Source organism: Rhodococcus sp. SB1D, from assembly GCF_048573875.1.
GTDB classification, from domain to species: Bacteria; Actinomycetota; Actinomycetes; order Mycobacteriales; family Mycobacteriaceae; genus Rhodococcus_F; species Rhodococcus_F qingshengii.
This window is the reverse complement of the sequence record NZ_JBMAIQ010000005.1, coordinates 103,859-118,026: the sequence shown is the minus strand read 5'-3', so window position 1 is coordinate 118,026 and position 14,168 is coordinate 103,859. Positions and strand designations below refer to the sequence as shown.

The 14,168-nt window shown below is 62.6% G+C and carries 13 protein-coding genes; 7 read left to right on the top strand and 6 right to left on the bottom strand.

Annotation, left to right across the window (positions count from 1 at the left end):
• Positions 1-7: 7 nt before the first annotated feature.
• Positions 8-1,195, bottom strand: coding sequence for a serine hydrolase domain-containing protein (locus ACN50D_RS13790; RefSeq protein WP_050794088.1), 1,188 nt, complete (start codon positions 1,193-1,195; stop codon positions 8-10).
• A 133-nt stretch (positions 1,196-1,328) separates the two neighbouring features.
• Positions 1,329-1,616 (bottom strand): MerR family transcriptional regulator, encoded by a 288-nt coding sequence (locus ACN50D_RS13785; RefSeq protein ID WP_003945791.1) that lies wholly within the window; start codon positions 1,614-1,616, stop codon positions 1,329-1,331.
• Positions 1,617-2,100: 484 nt separating this feature from the next.
• Between ACN50D_RS13785 and ACN50D_RS13780 the strand changes: the two genes are divergently transcribed.
• Entirely contained in the window at positions 2,101-2,337 is a 237-nt protein-coding gene (locus ACN50D_RS13780) for a hypothetical protein (RefSeq protein ID WP_007734072.1), read from the top strand.
• A 135-nt stretch (positions 2,338-2,472) separates the two neighbouring features.
• Here the strand turns inward: ACN50D_RS13780 and ACN50D_RS13775 are convergent, their stop codons facing one another.
• The 3 genes from ACN50D_RS13775 to kstD form a co-directional block, all read right to left on the bottom strand.
• Positions 2,473-4,236: a cholesterol oxidase substrate-binding domain-containing protein gene (locus ACN50D_RS13775; RefSeq protein WP_042449392.1), complete on the bottom strand. Its 1,764-nt coding sequence runs from the start codon at positions 4,234-4,236 to the stop codon at positions 2,473-2,475.
• A 69-nt stretch (positions 4,237-4,305) separates the two neighbouring features.
• On the bottom strand, positions 4,306-5,163 hold the full coding sequence (locus tag ACN50D_RS13770) for a MaoC/PaaZ C-terminal domain-containing protein (protein ID WP_003945880.1): 858 nt from the start codon (positions 5,161-5,163) through the stop codon (positions 4,306-4,308).
• Positions 5,153-6,877 carry a 3-oxosteroid 1-dehydrogenase gene (gene kstD / locus ACN50D_RS13765; RefSeq protein WP_007734077.1) on the bottom strand — a complete coding sequence of 575 codons (1,725 nt, stop codon included), beginning with the start codon at positions 6,875-6,877 and terminating at the stop codon, positions 5,153-5,155. Before kstD ends, ACN50D_RS13770 begins: the two co-directional genes overlap by 11 nt.
• Before the next feature lie 115 nt (positions 6,878-6,992).
• Here kstD and ACN50D_RS13760 point away from each other — a divergent pair, with 115 nt between their 5' ends.
• Genes ACN50D_RS13760 through ACN50D_RS13735 form a run of 6 tightly spaced genes read left to right on the top strand, consistent with a single transcriptional unit; the run spans position 6,993 to position 12,572 of the window.
• Complete coding sequence (locus ACN50D_RS13760) at positions 6,993-8,591, top strand: FAD-binding protein (RefSeq protein WP_211921439.1); 1,599 nt, start codon at positions 6,993-6,995, stop codon at positions 8,589-8,591.
• Positions 8,592-8,594: 3 nt separating this feature from the next.
• Entirely contained in the window at positions 8,595-9,380 is a 786-nt protein-coding gene (locus ACN50D_RS13755; protein WP_211921441.1) for a 2-keto-4-pentenoate hydratase, read from the top strand.
• A gap of 8 nt (positions 9,381-9,388) precedes the next feature.
• Positions 9,389-10,291, top strand: coding sequence for an acetaldehyde dehydrogenase (acetylating) (locus ACN50D_RS13750; protein WP_007734082.1), 903 nt, complete (start codon positions 9,389-9,391; stop codon positions 10,289-10,291).
• Positions 10,288-11,331: a 4-hydroxy-2-oxovalerate aldolase gene (dmpG, locus tag ACN50D_RS13745; protein ID WP_020906144.1), complete on the top strand. Its 1,044-nt coding sequence runs from the start codon at positions 10,288-10,290 to the stop codon at positions 11,329-11,331. The genes ACN50D_RS13750 and dmpG overlap by 4 nt, the downstream gene beginning before the upstream one ends.
• Before the next feature lie 3 nt (positions 11,332-11,334).
• A complete protein-coding gene (locus ACN50D_RS13740; protein WP_003945607.1) occupies positions 11,335-12,087 on the top strand; it encodes an SDR family NAD(P)-dependent oxidoreductase in 753 nt (250 codons plus the stop codon).
• Positions 12,084-12,572 (top strand): VOC family protein, encoded by a 489-nt coding sequence (locus tag ACN50D_RS13735; RefSeq protein ID WP_064688613.1) that lies wholly within the window; start codon positions 12,084-12,086, stop codon positions 12,570-12,572. Before ACN50D_RS13740 ends, ACN50D_RS13735 begins: the two co-directional genes overlap by 4 nt.
• On the opposite strand, the gene ACN50D_RS13730 is transcribed toward ACN50D_RS13735, so the two are convergent.
• Complete coding sequence (locus ACN50D_RS13730) at positions 12,559-14,166, bottom strand: FAD-dependent monooxygenase (RefSeq protein WP_211921443.1); 1,608 nt, start codon at positions 14,164-14,166, stop codon at positions 12,559-12,561. The two genes, ACN50D_RS13735 and ACN50D_RS13730, sit on opposite strands and share 14 nt — an antisense overlap.
• Positions 14,167-14,168 lie beyond the last annotated feature (2 nt).

Here is a 14,168-nt window from a genome sequence, read left to right as displayed (position 1 = left end):
TGGGGCGTCACGGCGTCGGTACCTGCGGCGGGTGATCCGGCTCGAGGAGGGTTCCGATCTCCTTCCCCATCGACACGGCGTTGTTGAGGTCCGCGTTGGTTGTCGGCCCGAGTGTGGCGTAGACGACGATCGTCGTCTTCGAGTCGGGGTAGTAGAGCGCGAGACCGTTGTAACCGCCGTACGACGGGTTCATCACCAGCCAGCCGTCGAGGTGCCCGGTCCCGAAGGAAAAGAACTTGTCCGCCGTCATACTTCCCAAGCCCGCAGTCGTCGGCGCCATCTGCTGCTCGAAAGCCTTGTCGGATAGTAACTCTCCCGTTCCCAGTGCGCGCACCCACTTTCCGACGTCGGCGACAGGCGCGTTCATGTTTCCGCTGTGCAGGAACGCCGTCGGATTCCAGAAAGTGGAGTCTTCGAATACTCCACGTTCATTGGTGTAACCGTGCAGGATCGGTTCGTCCATCTGCGACGTGAGTACAACGCTGCTGTGATCCATCCCGAGTGGATCGAAGACGCGCTGCTGAAGTAGTTCGCCCAGCGGTTTTCCAGTCGCTTTCTCCATGACGTCGCCGAGCAGCGTCAGGTCGCTGTGCGCGTACGCCCAACTGGTGCCGGGTTCGAACAACGGCGGGCGGGAGTTGGCAAGATCCAGGATCTCTCGAGAAGTCCAGCCCTTCATCGGGTTGTCCGTGAAGAGTTTGAGGAACTGTGGATCGGTCACGTAGTCGGAGATGCCCGACGTGCTGTTGGCCAGCATTCGCGGAGTGATGGTGTCTGCGCGTGGAAAGTTCGGTTCCCACTTCGCGATCGGTTGATCGAGGGGAAGCGTTCCCTCTTCGTCGAGTTGCAGCAGGACTGTCGAGAGCATCGGTTCCATCGGTTGGCCGACGCGCAACTGCATGTCGGTTGTCGCCGGAACTCCGACAGGGGACTCTCCGACGGCGCCGAGAGCAACTTCGTCGTCGCCTCGCCACACCCCGAACACAGCGGCACTGAGGCCCAAGTCGGCCACTTGGCGGCGGACGATGTCCGTGATCTCGGTGGATTCCCGACTGCTCGAGGTGCTGGGAGAGGCGCTGCCCGTGTTTGTTGCGGAGTCATCGTCGGAACTGCACGCAGCGGTTGCAATGGCAACGGTCAAGGCGATCGACAGAGCAGACAGCCGCACCCGAGCGCGGTGGTGGGAGGAAGTCATGCCTGCGATCCCTTCGATGTGGAAATCGAGCAACCGACGCCGAGCAATGTCCCAATTGGCCGAATTTACCGCAGTTGGAAGGAGGAGGGGTCAGATCGACCGTATAGGCGCAACTGCTGTTCCAGTGCAGTCCTCATTCGGGTGCCGCATCCGGTTCCTCTCGCAGGTCCTGCGCTTGCTGAAGCTCGGCGTTGATGCGACGGGCTTCGGTGAGTTGGTCTTCGAGGATGATGATGCGGCAAGCCGCGTCGAGCGCCGTGCCGTTGGCTACGAGTTCGTGCGCGCGGGCTGCGATGCGCAGCTGGTAGCGGGAGTAGCGGCGATGTCCGCCCTCAGAGCGTTGCGGGGTAAGTAGTTTCGCGGCATCGAGGCTACGAAGGAAAGCTTGCCTGACACCGAGGATCTCGGCCGCATGTCCCATGCTGTACGCAGGATAGTTCTCGTCGTCGAATCTGCCGGAGGGGTCCCCCGGTGGTGTATCTGCCGGAATGGCTCGCTTCTTTCGCTGAACGGACGGGGCCCCCGGCGCGAGGAGCGCCGGGGGCCGGATGGGGTTGAACTTACTTACATAACTGCATTCTTTCGAACTTCCGGACTCGCACAAGACATCCGGTAGCCGCTTTGAAGGGGGGTGCCGGGTCCGACTACACACTCACACACGAATTCGGCCCCGGCACGTCCCTGCCCTGCGGTACTGCTTGCGGGTAGTTCATCTCTCCCGCATCTCTTGACTCGTTCCTTGCTACGAGAAAAACGATACAACAGCCTCGCGAGAATGTCTACCCTGACCGCTGTAGATATTTTGTTGCGAACATTCTAGGTGTTGATATTCAGGAACGGCCTGGTCGCCGGGGGTGAGAGCGCTCAATGTGAGTCATAGGAGATGGATCTGGGACAATGCTCCGATGCGAAATACCCCGAAGTCCGAGTCGTTGTTGCGCGCCCGCGCGGAGAGGGAAGAGCGCACCGGCTCCTCCGAGCATCCAGCTGGTGGCGCGCCGAACCCCGGAGAGGACTCGTCGTCGTCCGAGCCGGGGGCACGCAGCGACAGCGCCACGATTCGGTCGGCTCGGTCCGAGCTCTCAACTCACGCCAGGGCAGTGGAAAGTATGCACGAGGCGATCCATCCTGATCGCGATTGAGGCAGCTGCCTCGTCGGGATGCGGGGGACTCCTTCATCCCGCTCACTGCAACGCACGACGGCCGCCGCACTCCCGAAAGTAAGGGGAGTGGCGACGACCGTCGAGTTGTCAGAGTGTGCGCTCAGTACTTGAACCTCAAGGCAGCAACTGGTCCAGGAAGGTGTTGCTGAAGACCTTGTGCGGATCCAACGCGTTGAATGCGGCGTTGGCGGTGTCCCAGTTGTCGCTCGATGGGACGCCGTCGCGGTAGGTCTGGGGGAGGCCCTGGGTGATGATCGGGGTGTCGGTGTACGGCTTGTCGGGGCCGAACGCCCAGCCCTTGGACCACTCGGGGCGGAAGGTGGCGTCGTTGTTGTTGTAGTGATTACGCATCCACTGTTCCATTTCGCGGTAGAACGCGAACATGCCGGGGGTTCCGGGGACGCCGAGGACGTTGAGCCAGATGGCAGTGTCCCATTCCGGATGGTCGGGGCGCGGGCGCATGGCCGAGATGGTGGGGGCGCCTGCCGAGTCGACCTCGACCTCGGATGGTTGATCGAGGCCGCAGCAACGGATTTCGACGGGCCCGTTGAGGGGGAACTGTCCGATGGAGCGGTAGTACTCCATGCGGCCGTTGAACCACTGGGTGAAGTCGTGGATGACCTGGCCGATGTTGGCGCGCGAGGTGATGACGGCTCCGCCGCCCTCGGTCAGGCGCAGGGTGGTGGCCCGGATGTAGAACTGGACGTCCTTGGACCATCCCCACAGGTCGTTGGAGAACGTCGCGGCGAGTCCGGCAACGGTGGTGGCGTACATGATCTGCCCGAATGCCGGTGCGATGCCCGGGTTTCCGGAGTTGATCTGGCCGATCATGTCGGTGACCGGCTCCGGGAGGTTGTCGGAGAAGATGTAGTTGTACGGTCCGGTCACCTCACGCGAGAACGGCGGCTTGGTGGGGGCAAGTGACCACACCTTCATCCACGGGCGTTCGGTGAAGGGGTACCAGATTGCTTCTGCGCGACCGTTTTCGCGGACGAACTTCTCGAAGGTGCGTCCGGACGCTCCGCGGGCGCCGAAGAGTTCCTGCCAACCGATGTCGGTGTGGCTGACGCAGCGCATGCGGTAGTTGGGGGCGGCCTGCAAGGTGACGGAGGTGAGGAAGGTGCGTCCGAGGTGAGTCAGCAGCGGCTTGATCGCCGCGTCGCTACGCGCGTACGTCTTCAGTGCGTACTCGCTGCCGTTCCAGACCACTGCGGTCAGGGAGGTGACGAGGTTGGAGAGTGAGCCGAAAGTCTGTCCGGGAACGTGTGCTTCGCCTTCGGCGGGGAGAGCTGCGCCGTGAGCGTCGACGGCGAGGCAGCCGGCAATGGTCAACACACCCGGCGCCGGCAGGTTCGCGAACCCGAGGCCCTGTGCCTGCAGTGCGGTCGTGATGGCGTCGAGGGTCGCGCCGGGTCCTGCGGTGACGGTGGCTGGGCTGCCACCGGCGTTGACGGAGACTCCGGTGAGGTGGACCGTGGTGTCGGCGAGGATGACCTTGTCGACCGGCGCACCGTTGACGATGGTCAGCGGCGTCCAGCCGTGCATGGCGCCGCGGGGACGAATGGTGTAGCCGTTGGCATGACCCCAGTTAGCGAGGCGGACTACGTCTTCGGGCGTCTTGGGCGAACAGGTCCAGATCGCGTCGAGCATGATCTCCTTGGACCAGTTCTGATATGCCTGCTGGTACAGCGCGATGCCTTCGGGGAAGGCAGGCGGCGGCGTGAGGGTGGACACGGGACCACCCGCGGAGCCGGAAGAGCCGGCGGGGACGGCGTAGGCCGGCGTCCAGCCGGCGAATGCGGTCGCTGCCACGGCGCCGGCTCCAGCGGCCATGAAACCTCGTCGGGACAGTCGGAACTTTTCGTCTTGTGCCGTCATCTTCGGGCTACTCCATCGGGTTCGAGAACTACGGTGAGTTCTAACAGGTGGGTATCAGACAGGTTGGTATCAGACAAGAGTGAGAACTACGTCAGCCAGGGCAGGAGCTTCGCGCTCCAGTACAGAAGCTGAGATCAGGAGTCGCCCATTGTCTTTCCAGATCTGGATACTCAAGTTCTCGCCGGGAAATACGACCCCGGCAAAGCGGGCCCGAAATCCGGCTACCCGACTGCTGTCGCCGTCGAGCATGGTATCCACTGCGGTCTTGCAGACCATTCCGTAAGTACACAGTCCATGCAGGATAGGCGCTGGAAAGCCTGCCGCGGAGGCGAATTGCGGATCCGAGTGCAACGGATTCCGATCACCACACATCCGGTACAGCAAAGCCTGCTGTGGAAGCACAGGCGTCACCACTGTCTCATCTGCTTCGCGATCCGGAAGCGTAATCGACTCCGACGGACCACGTTCACCCCCGAAACCACCCTCGCCGCGGGCGAAAATGGACGAGCGAGCTGTCCACAGCGGGTTGCCCTCGGCGTCAACCGTGACGGATTCCTGCACGATCACCGCGGCCTTGCCCTTGTCCCAGACCTCGGCGATTCGAGTTGTAGTGCGGCCACTTCCACTTGCCGGGATCGGCTGATGGACAGTGACTTCCTGGCTCCCGTGGACTACCTTCGCCAGATCGATTTCGACGCCGGGGAACGACACCTTCGGTGCTTCGGTGGCGTGGAAGTTGGCGGCGACGGTGGCAAAGGTGGGTAGTACCTGAGGCTTTTCGTCGTCGAGGTATCGAAGCTCGTTCGGATCAAGCGGACGAGCACCTGCCCCCAGTGCCAAGTGGTAGTGCTGCACGTCCGACGGGGTCCACGAGAACTCTTGTGGCGCAAGCTCGGCGCCGAGTGCGATCTTCGGATCAATTGGCATGGTCGACCGCCGTCTTTTCAGCTGCCGGTGCTTCGGTTGTCTCGGCCTTCTTCGCACGCTCGACGATGTCGAGTACGGCCAGGTAGCCGAAAGTCATTGCGGGACCGATGGTCGCGCCTGGTCCGGCGTAGGTGTGGCCCATGACCGGAGCGCTCGCGTTGCCAGCCGCGTAGAGGCCGTCGATGACGCTTCCGTCTTCGCGTAGTGCTCGGCCGTTGACGTCGGTGCAGATTCCGCCCTTGGTGCCGAGGTCACCCGGAACCATCTTGATGGCGTAGAACGGAGCCTTGCTGATTTCGGCGAGGCTGGGGTTCTTCAGTCGGGGATCGCCGTAGTACGCGTCGTAACCACTGTCACCGCGTCCGAAGTCCTCGTCCTTGCCGTTGCGCGCGAAGCCGTTGAACCGATCGACGGTTTCGGTCAGCGATGCGACGGGAAGCCCTGTCTTCTCTGCCAATTCGGCGATGGTTCCCGCCTTGACCACGATGCCGGCCTTGAGCCAGCGGCCGGGGAAGGGGGAGCGGGGAGTGATACCGGCAAACGTGTAGCGGTTGCGGTAGCGCTGATCGAGAATCATCCACGTCGGGATGTTCTCGCCGGGGCCCTCGCCCTGACCGTACTCACCGCCGTACATCGCATGGGTTGCCTCGACGTACGGAGCCGCCTCGTTGCCGAAGCGCTTGCCCGACATGTTGACCATCATGCAGCCCGGGAGGGTGCGCTCGGAGAGAGCGAACCACGGTCCGCCGGTCAGCGGAATGGACGGGCCCCACCAGGCGTCGTCCATGAAATCGACTGCAGCGCCCACTTCTTGGCCTGCGCGGATACCGTCGCCGGTGTTTGCCTTCGCGCCGACGGTCCATTCGGTGCCGATAGGTGCGCGCTGGTACTTCTCACGCATTTCCTTGTTGTGCTCGAATCCGCCGGATCCCAACACGACTCCGTGGCGAGCGCGGATGACCTGCTCCTCGCCGTCGACGATGACGTTGACGCCGCGAACTGCGCCGTCTTCGGTGTACAGGGAGGTCAGCGGGGTGTTCAGCAGGATGGGTACTCCGGCGGACTGAAGTCCGAGTCGAATACCGGCGACCAGTGCCTGGCCGCGAACCAGCAGATCCTTCTTGGTGGCCTTCGCTGCGAGGAATCGCATGCCGACCTTCATGGCGCGCAGGGGTCCGCGAGGATTGCGCATCAGCAGGTTGAGCCACTTGTAGTCGGCCTGGGTGATGACGAAGTTCTTGGGGGCCTTGACGTAGTCGGGCTCGAGGTTCTTGCGGTCGGCGCCCAACTTGTTGCCGTCGAACGGGGTGGGCTCGACACTGCGGCCACCGAGGCGTCCGCCGGGTGCTTCCGGGTAGTAGTCGGAGTAGCCGGGAACCCACTGCAGCTCGAGCGGGCTGTTCTTCAACACGAACGAGAGCATCTCGGGACCGCGCTCGAGATAGGTGTCGATGCGTTCGGGAGCGACAACGTCGCCGATGATGCTGTGCAGGTAGGAACGTGCGGCCTCCGGTGTATCGGTGACACCGTCCGCTTGAAGTGCCTCGTTGTTGGGGATCCAGACCCCACCACCGGAACGGGCGGTCGATCCGCCGTAGTGGGCGGCTTTCTCCACGATGACCACACTCAAGCCCTGGTGGGCTGCGGTCAAGGCCGCTGTCATACCTGCGGCACCACTGCCGACGACGACGATGTCGTATTCCTGCTTGCTCATGTAGAACACGTTATAGAATGATGGGGGTGTCAGTCCATGCTTTCTGCCAGGAAGTATTTCCGGACGTTGTCATTGATAACGAAACACGTTGCAGTGAGATTGAGGATGGTGCGGTGTGACCTGGGATACTTCGGTTGACGTCCTTGTGGTCGGGTTCGGTGTGGCGGGCGCCAGTGCGGCGCTCGAAGCTGTAGCGGCCGGTTCGTCGGTTTTGGCAATCGACCGAGCACTCGGTGGTGGTGCCAGCACGATTTCCGGAGGAATCTACTACGCCGGCGGCGGCACCGTGATTCAAAAGGAAGCCGGTGTCGAGGACAGTCCCGAAGCCATGCTCGCCTACCTGAACCGCGAGGTCGGTGACGCGGTGACGCCGCAGACTCTGCGCCGGTTCGTCGACGAGAGCCCGGCGTCGATCGACTGGCTGCGCAGTCACGGCGTGCCGTTCGAGGCCTCACTCTGTCCGTACAAGACGTCGTACCCGAGCAACAAGCACTACCTCTACTTCTCGGGTAGCGAATCGGCCGGCGGGTTCCGTGACATCGCAAAACCTGCTCCGCGTGGTCATCGCGCCAAGGGGCGTGGCACGTCGGGAAAGATGCTGTACGGCCCGCTCGCGAAGTCCGCGGAGGCGAAGGGCGTCCAGTTGCTCGGCCAGACGCGAGCGGACCGGCTGATCATCGAGGACGGCCGGGTGATCGGCGTCGAAGCACTGACGCTGCGTGACGCACCCGCCGGAGTTCGTCGCCGTCACGCGACGCTCGGGTCCCTGTCCTCCAAGCCCGGCGTCTACGCACCGCAGTTGCGCACGATTCTCGACGCACTCATCGCGAAGATCGAGAAGAAGCACGCCAAGCGGATTCGCATCCAGGCACGCGGCGGCGTGATCCTGAGCGCCGGCGGCTTCGTGTCCAATCGCGAGATGATGCGCACCCATGCCCCCGCCTACAAGGGCGGTATCCCGCTCGGCACGTCCGGGGACGACGGCAAAGGCATCAACCTTGGCGTCGAAGCCGGGGGAGCCACCGACAAGCTCGGCAATGTGTCCGCCTGGCGATTCATCGTCCCGCCGAGTGCTTTTCTCGGTTCCATTTTGGTGGGTGAATCCGGTGCGCGAATCGTCGACGAGTCCCGTTACGGTGCCGCTCTCGGTCAGGCGATGGCAGAGAAGAGCAACGGAATCGGTTGGCTGCTGGCAGATTCCGAACTCGTTCGCGAAGCGAAATCGCAGATCAGTGACCAGTCGATGTGGTTCCAGCGGGTACAGACCACTGGCATGATGCGTACCGCAGTGCGTGGCAACACCATTGCCGAGGTCGCCCGTAAAGCGGGGATAGACGTCGCCGGCCTTCAAGCCACCGTCGACGCGCACAACTCCGCTGCCGCTGCCGGACAACCTGATCCGATGGGTAAACCGTCGGACTTCGTCAGGCCGATACTGTCTGCGCCGTTCACGATGTACGACGTCTCGATCAAGCCCAACATGATGAATCCGTGCCCGATGCTCACGCTCGGTGGATTGATGGTCGACGAATCGTCCGGCATGGTGAAAAACGAGGCCGGGGAGGGTATCCCTGGTCTGTATGCCGCCGGCCGTACCGCGGTCGGTATCTGTTCCAACTCGTATGTGAGCGGCTTGTCGCTCGCCGACTGCGTATTCTCCGGACGACGAGCCGGTCAGCACGCAGCCGCATTCTCCACAGTCGGAAAGGCCTGAACGATGCTCTCGACGCAGATCCGCGGCGAACTTGCCGACCATCTCGACTCGGCGGAACGGGATCGCGCTCCGATCAGCTCGCTGATCGCCACGTATCCGGACATCGACGTCGTCGACGCCTACGAGATCCAGCTCATCAACATCAGGCGTCGTGTTGCCGGTGGCGCAAAGGTGGTCGGACACAAGGTCGGACTCTCGTCACTGGCGATGCAGCAGATGATGGGCGTAGACGAGCCAGATTACGGTCACCTGCTCGCCGAGATGGAAGAGTTCGAGAACCGTCCGGTCGACACGTCGCGCTTCTGCTTCCCGCGCGTCGAGGTGGAGGTCGCCTTCATTCTGGGAGCAGATCTGCCGGGCGCCGGGTGCACCGAACAAGACGTCATCGACGCTACTGTCGCCTATGCGCCGTCCATCGAGTTGATCGACAGCCGGATCAAGGACTGGAAGATCGGCCTCTCGGACACCATCGCGGACAACGCGTCCTTCGCCGGGTTCATCCTCGGCAAGGAACGAGTTCGCCCGTCGGACATCGACATCAAGGCCATCGACGCGGTGCTGACCTGCAACGGGGAGCGGATTGCGGAGGGGCGCAGCGATGCGGTTCTCGGTAACCCGGTCACCGCTGTCGCGTGGTTGGCGCAGAAGGTCGACACGTTCGGAGTTCGGCTCAAGGCCGGCGACATCGTTCTGCCGGGTTCGTGCACGCGAGCGATCGACGCTCATCCAGGCGACAACTTCCGAGCCGAGTTCAGCGGCCTCGGTTCCGTCTCTCTTCAGTTCACGTAGGAGTAGTCATGACCAAGGCAAGTGTGGCGATCGTCGGATCGGGAAACATCAGTACCGATCTGTTGTACAAACTGCAGCGTTCCGAGTGGCTCGAACCGCGATGGATGATCGGAATCGATCCCGAGAGTGAAGGATTGGCGCGCGCCCGCAAGATGGGACTCGAGACCTCCGCCGAGGGCGTCGACTGGTTGCTGAACCAGGCGGAGAAACCGGACCTGGTCTTCGAGGCGACGTCGGCATACGTGCACCGCGAGGCAGCACCACGCTACGAGGCCGCCGGTATCCGTGCCGTCGACCTGACTCCGGCCGCGGTCGGCCCGGCTGTGGTTCCGCCCGCGAACCTGCGTGAGCACCTGGACGCACCCAACGTCAACATGATCACTTGCGGTGGGCAGGCAACCATTCCGATCGTCTACGCGGTGTCGCGTGTCGTCGACGTGGCGTACGCCGAGATCGTCGCCTCCGTTGCATCATTGTCCGCCGGCCCGGGAACTCGCGCGAACATCGATGAGTTCACCAAGACCACCAGCCGCGGTATCGAGACCATCGGCGGCGCACAGCGCGGCAAGGCGATCATCATCCTCAACCCCGCGGACCCGCCGATGATCATGCGCGACACAATCTTCTGCGCTATCCCCGAAGACGCCGACCAGGCCGCGATCACCGACTCCATTCACCGCGTCGTCAAGGACATCCAGCAGTACGTGCCCGGCTACCGGTTGCTCAACGAACCGCAGTTCGACGAACCGAGCGTCGTTTCCGGTGGCTATGCAACGGTCACCACGTTCGTCGAGGTCGAAGGCGCAGGCGATTTCCTGCCGCCGTACGCGGGCAACCTCGACATCATGACGGCAGCAGCCACCAAGGTGGGCGAGGAAATCGCCCAGAAGCTTCTGAGTGTGAAGGCATGAGCGACATGATTCATTTCGATTCGAGCTGGGACATCCGCGTCACCGACACGTCGCTGCGCGACGGCTCCCACCATAAGCGTCATCAGTTCACCGTCGAAGAAGTACGAGCCATCGTCGGTGCCCTCGACGGAGCCGGAGTGCCGGTCATCGAGGTCACTCACGGCGACGGTCTCGGCGGATCCTCCTTCAATTACGGCTTCTCGAAGACTCCCGAGCAGGAACTGATCAAAGCTGCAGTCGAGACGGCGACCAACGCGAAGATCGCCTTCCTGATGCTGCCCGGGTTGGGCATCAAGGACGACATCGTCATCGCACAGGACAACGGTGCGTCCATCTGCCGCATTGCAACTCACTGCACCGAGGCAGACGTATCCATCCAGCACTTCGGCCTCGCGCGTGAGCGTGGACTCGAAACAGTCGGATTCCTCATGATGGCTCACTCGATTCCGCCGGAGAAGCTGGCCAAGCAGGCTCGCATCATGGCCGACGCGGGTTGCCAGTGTGTGTACGTGGTCGACTCGGCCGGCGCGCTGGTACTCGAGCAGGTATCCGATCGCGTCGAGGCGCTGGTTCAGGAACTCGGCAACGACGCTCAGGTCGGCTTCCACGGCCACGAGAACCTGGGCCTGGGCGTCGCCAATTCCATTGCGGCAGTTCGTGCGGGAGCCAAGCAGATCGACGGTAGTACCCGTCGGTTCGGTGCCGGCGCCGGCAACGCCCCGGTCGAGGCCTTCGTCGGTGTTTGCGACAAGATCGGCGTCAAGACCGGTATCGACTTCTTCGCCATCGCCGATGCAGCCGAAGATGTTGTGCGCCCGGCAATGCCGCAGGAATGCCTGCTCGATCGTCAAGCACTGATGATGGGCTACGCCGGCGTGTACTCGAGCTTCCTCAAGCATGCCGAGCGTCAGGCCGAGCGGTACGGAGTGTCGTCCGCGGAGCTGTTGGTGCGCGCAGGTAAGCGCAAGTTGGTCGGCGGACAGGAAGATCAGTTGATCGACATCGCGCTGGAACTCCAGCGCGAAGCAGCGGCTTCCTAGGTCATGGCAGACGTACTGGCCGGAAAAGTGGCCTTGGTGACCGGCGCGTCCTCAGGGTTGGGGCGCGCGGTGGCCGAGATACTCCACCGCAGGGGCGCACAGGTTTTCGGTATCGCCCGCGACAAGGAAAAGCTGCGACAGTCGATGGTCGAGGTGGTCGGCGCGGATGGAGAGCGTCGTTTCGCGGCGACGGACGTCTCGGATTCCGCTCAGTGTGATGCGGCCGTGCAGGCGTGCGTCGACGAACTCGGTGGTATCGACATCCTCGTCAACGTGGCGGGATCGCACTCGCTTCGTCATACGGCGGATATTGCGGATTCCGAATGGGCACATGACCTTGCGGTCAATCTGAACGGACCGTTCTTCCTTTCCCGAGCAGCACTGCCGCACTTGCTGGAACGGGGCGGCAACATCGTCAACGTCTCCTCGATCGCGGGACTGGAAGGGCAGGCGTACTCGGCTGGATACTGTGCTGCCAAGCACGGACTCATCGGACTGACCCGAGCGATGGCGATGGAGTTCACCGGAAAGTCTCTGCGTGTCAACGCAATCTGCCCCGGCGGCATGATGACTCCTCAAGTCACCGGATTCACCTTCCCCGACGGAGTCGACTTCGACCTCGTCATGAAGGTTGCCTCGCCGCGTGGCTTGATGGAAGCCGAGGACGTTGCGAAGATGGTGGCTTTCGTCGCCTCCGACGACGCCTCGGCGATACACGGGGCCGTCTACTCGGTGGACAACGGAAAAATGGCATGACCCCGTTGGTCTCGGGACCGATCTTCCAGATCTGCTGGGTGGTCGAGGAGATCGAGGCCGCCGAACAGGAGTTCACTCGGCAGTGGGGAGTGGAGCGATGGCTACGTATGCCAGACATCGCCTTTGGTCCCGAGACCACAACGTATCGAGGTGAGCCCGCGGACTATGTCGTTCACGTGTCGATCGGATATGCGGGCAGCCAACAGCTCGAGTTGATCCAACCAGTGTCCGGACGCAACCTGTACACGGAGTTCCTGGAGACTCACGGCGTCGGAGTTCATCACATGGCTTGGGTTCCAGGCGATTACGAGGCGACGTTGCTCGAGGCCGAGCGTCGCGGAATGTCGGTGGTGCAACAAGGTCGGGTAGAGGGCGCCGGCATGGAGTTCTCCTACCTCGATGCCGGGCCGTTGGGTGGATACGTCGAGTTGATGAAGCTCTCGCCCGAGATTCGGTTGATGTTCGCTTCGCTCATTCCTGATTGACGGCAAATACTTTCGTGAAGTAGTCGGAAACGTTCTCCGGGTGACCACGGAATCCGAGGTAGCCGTCGGGGCGAATGACCAGCGCCGCCGTACCTTCGACCCCATACGCGGCGCACAGTTGCGAGGCGTTGTCCTCGATGATCGGCACCAGCGAGTCGACGGTCACGGTTTCCGGTGGCACTATCGCGTAGACGTCCAGCAAGCCGTGCGCTGATCGAATTGCGGCGTCGGCGACCTTCTCCAAGCTGTTGATGCTCTCCGCGGATCCGTCCGAAGTCAGCAGTAACGTGTGGTCGACTCCGGACAGCAAGTCGAACAACCGAATTGGATACTGCACACCGTCTCGGCGCATTCCGCGTGCATCGGGTGCACGCTCGCCCGGTTGAACGTGTGGACTCGAAGAATTACGCCCGGTGTTCAGCGGACTCTCCGAGTAGTCGATCAACAATTGAGCCTGGCGCCGCATTGCCGTGTCGATGGAGGACTCTCCCGAACCGATTCCTTCTCGAGCATTTCGGACCGTCATCCCGACGACTTCTTCACCGACCGGCCGCCTTTCGGCGTCGTAGGTCTCGAGAAGATCCGCTTTCGCAACACCTTTGACGGCGAGCGCTATCTTCCATGCGAGGTTGTGGGCGTCCTGGATCCCGGTGTTCATGCCCTGCGCGCCAGTCGGGGGATGGATGTGCGCGGCGTCGCCGGCGACAAAAACCCGTCCGCGGCTGTAAGCGTCGACGATGCGGTGGCTGATGCGGAAGACCGAGGACCATCGCAGCATCGAGGCGGTTGTCGGTTCTGGGGACAGTCTGTCGAGCACAGCCTGGATGTGATGGAGTTCAGGTGTCTTTCCGGTTGAAAAACCGTGTTGTACAGCGGCTTTGTTCGACGATTCGTCCGGCATCAACTCGTCCGGAACGAGCATCGACATGCGGTACCGCTTGTGTCCGGGAAGTGGGATGCAGACGAGTAGGTCGTCGGTGGTTCCGTCGTCGGCGGTGTGGTTGGCGCGGACGGAGTAGCCGCTGGGTATCGACCAGTCGACTTCGACGTCACCGAGCATGTAGCTCTCGGCAAATGCGCCGCCCTCGAAGCTCAGGCCCAGCCCTTTGCGGACCACGCTGTGCGCGCCGTCGGAACCCACCAGGTACTGAGCCGTCACGGTACTGCCGTCGCTGAGGGTGCAGGTGACGGCGTCGTCGGACTGTTCGAATGCAGTGAGGCCGACTCCGCGTTCGACGGTTGTTCCCAACTCGGTGAGGCGCTCGGTGAGGATGCGCTCCGTCGAGTACTGAGGCAGACAGAGAAACCAGTAAGGAACGTCGTCGGGGAGGGTGAGGTCGACGCGGCCGACCTCGACGCCGTTCGTGTACATGATCTGACCGCGCATCAATGTCGAGGCGTCGAGTGCCTGGCGGAGCACCCCCATGTTCTCGAAGAGTTCGAGAGTGCGTGGCTGAATCCCGACGGCTTTCGCGTATTGCCGCGGTTCGTCGAGGGGGTCGACTATTCGACAGGAGATACCGCGTCTGCGCAGCTCGATCGCGGTGGTCAATCCGATCGGGCCGGCGCCCGCTACCAATACGTCGGTATCCATGA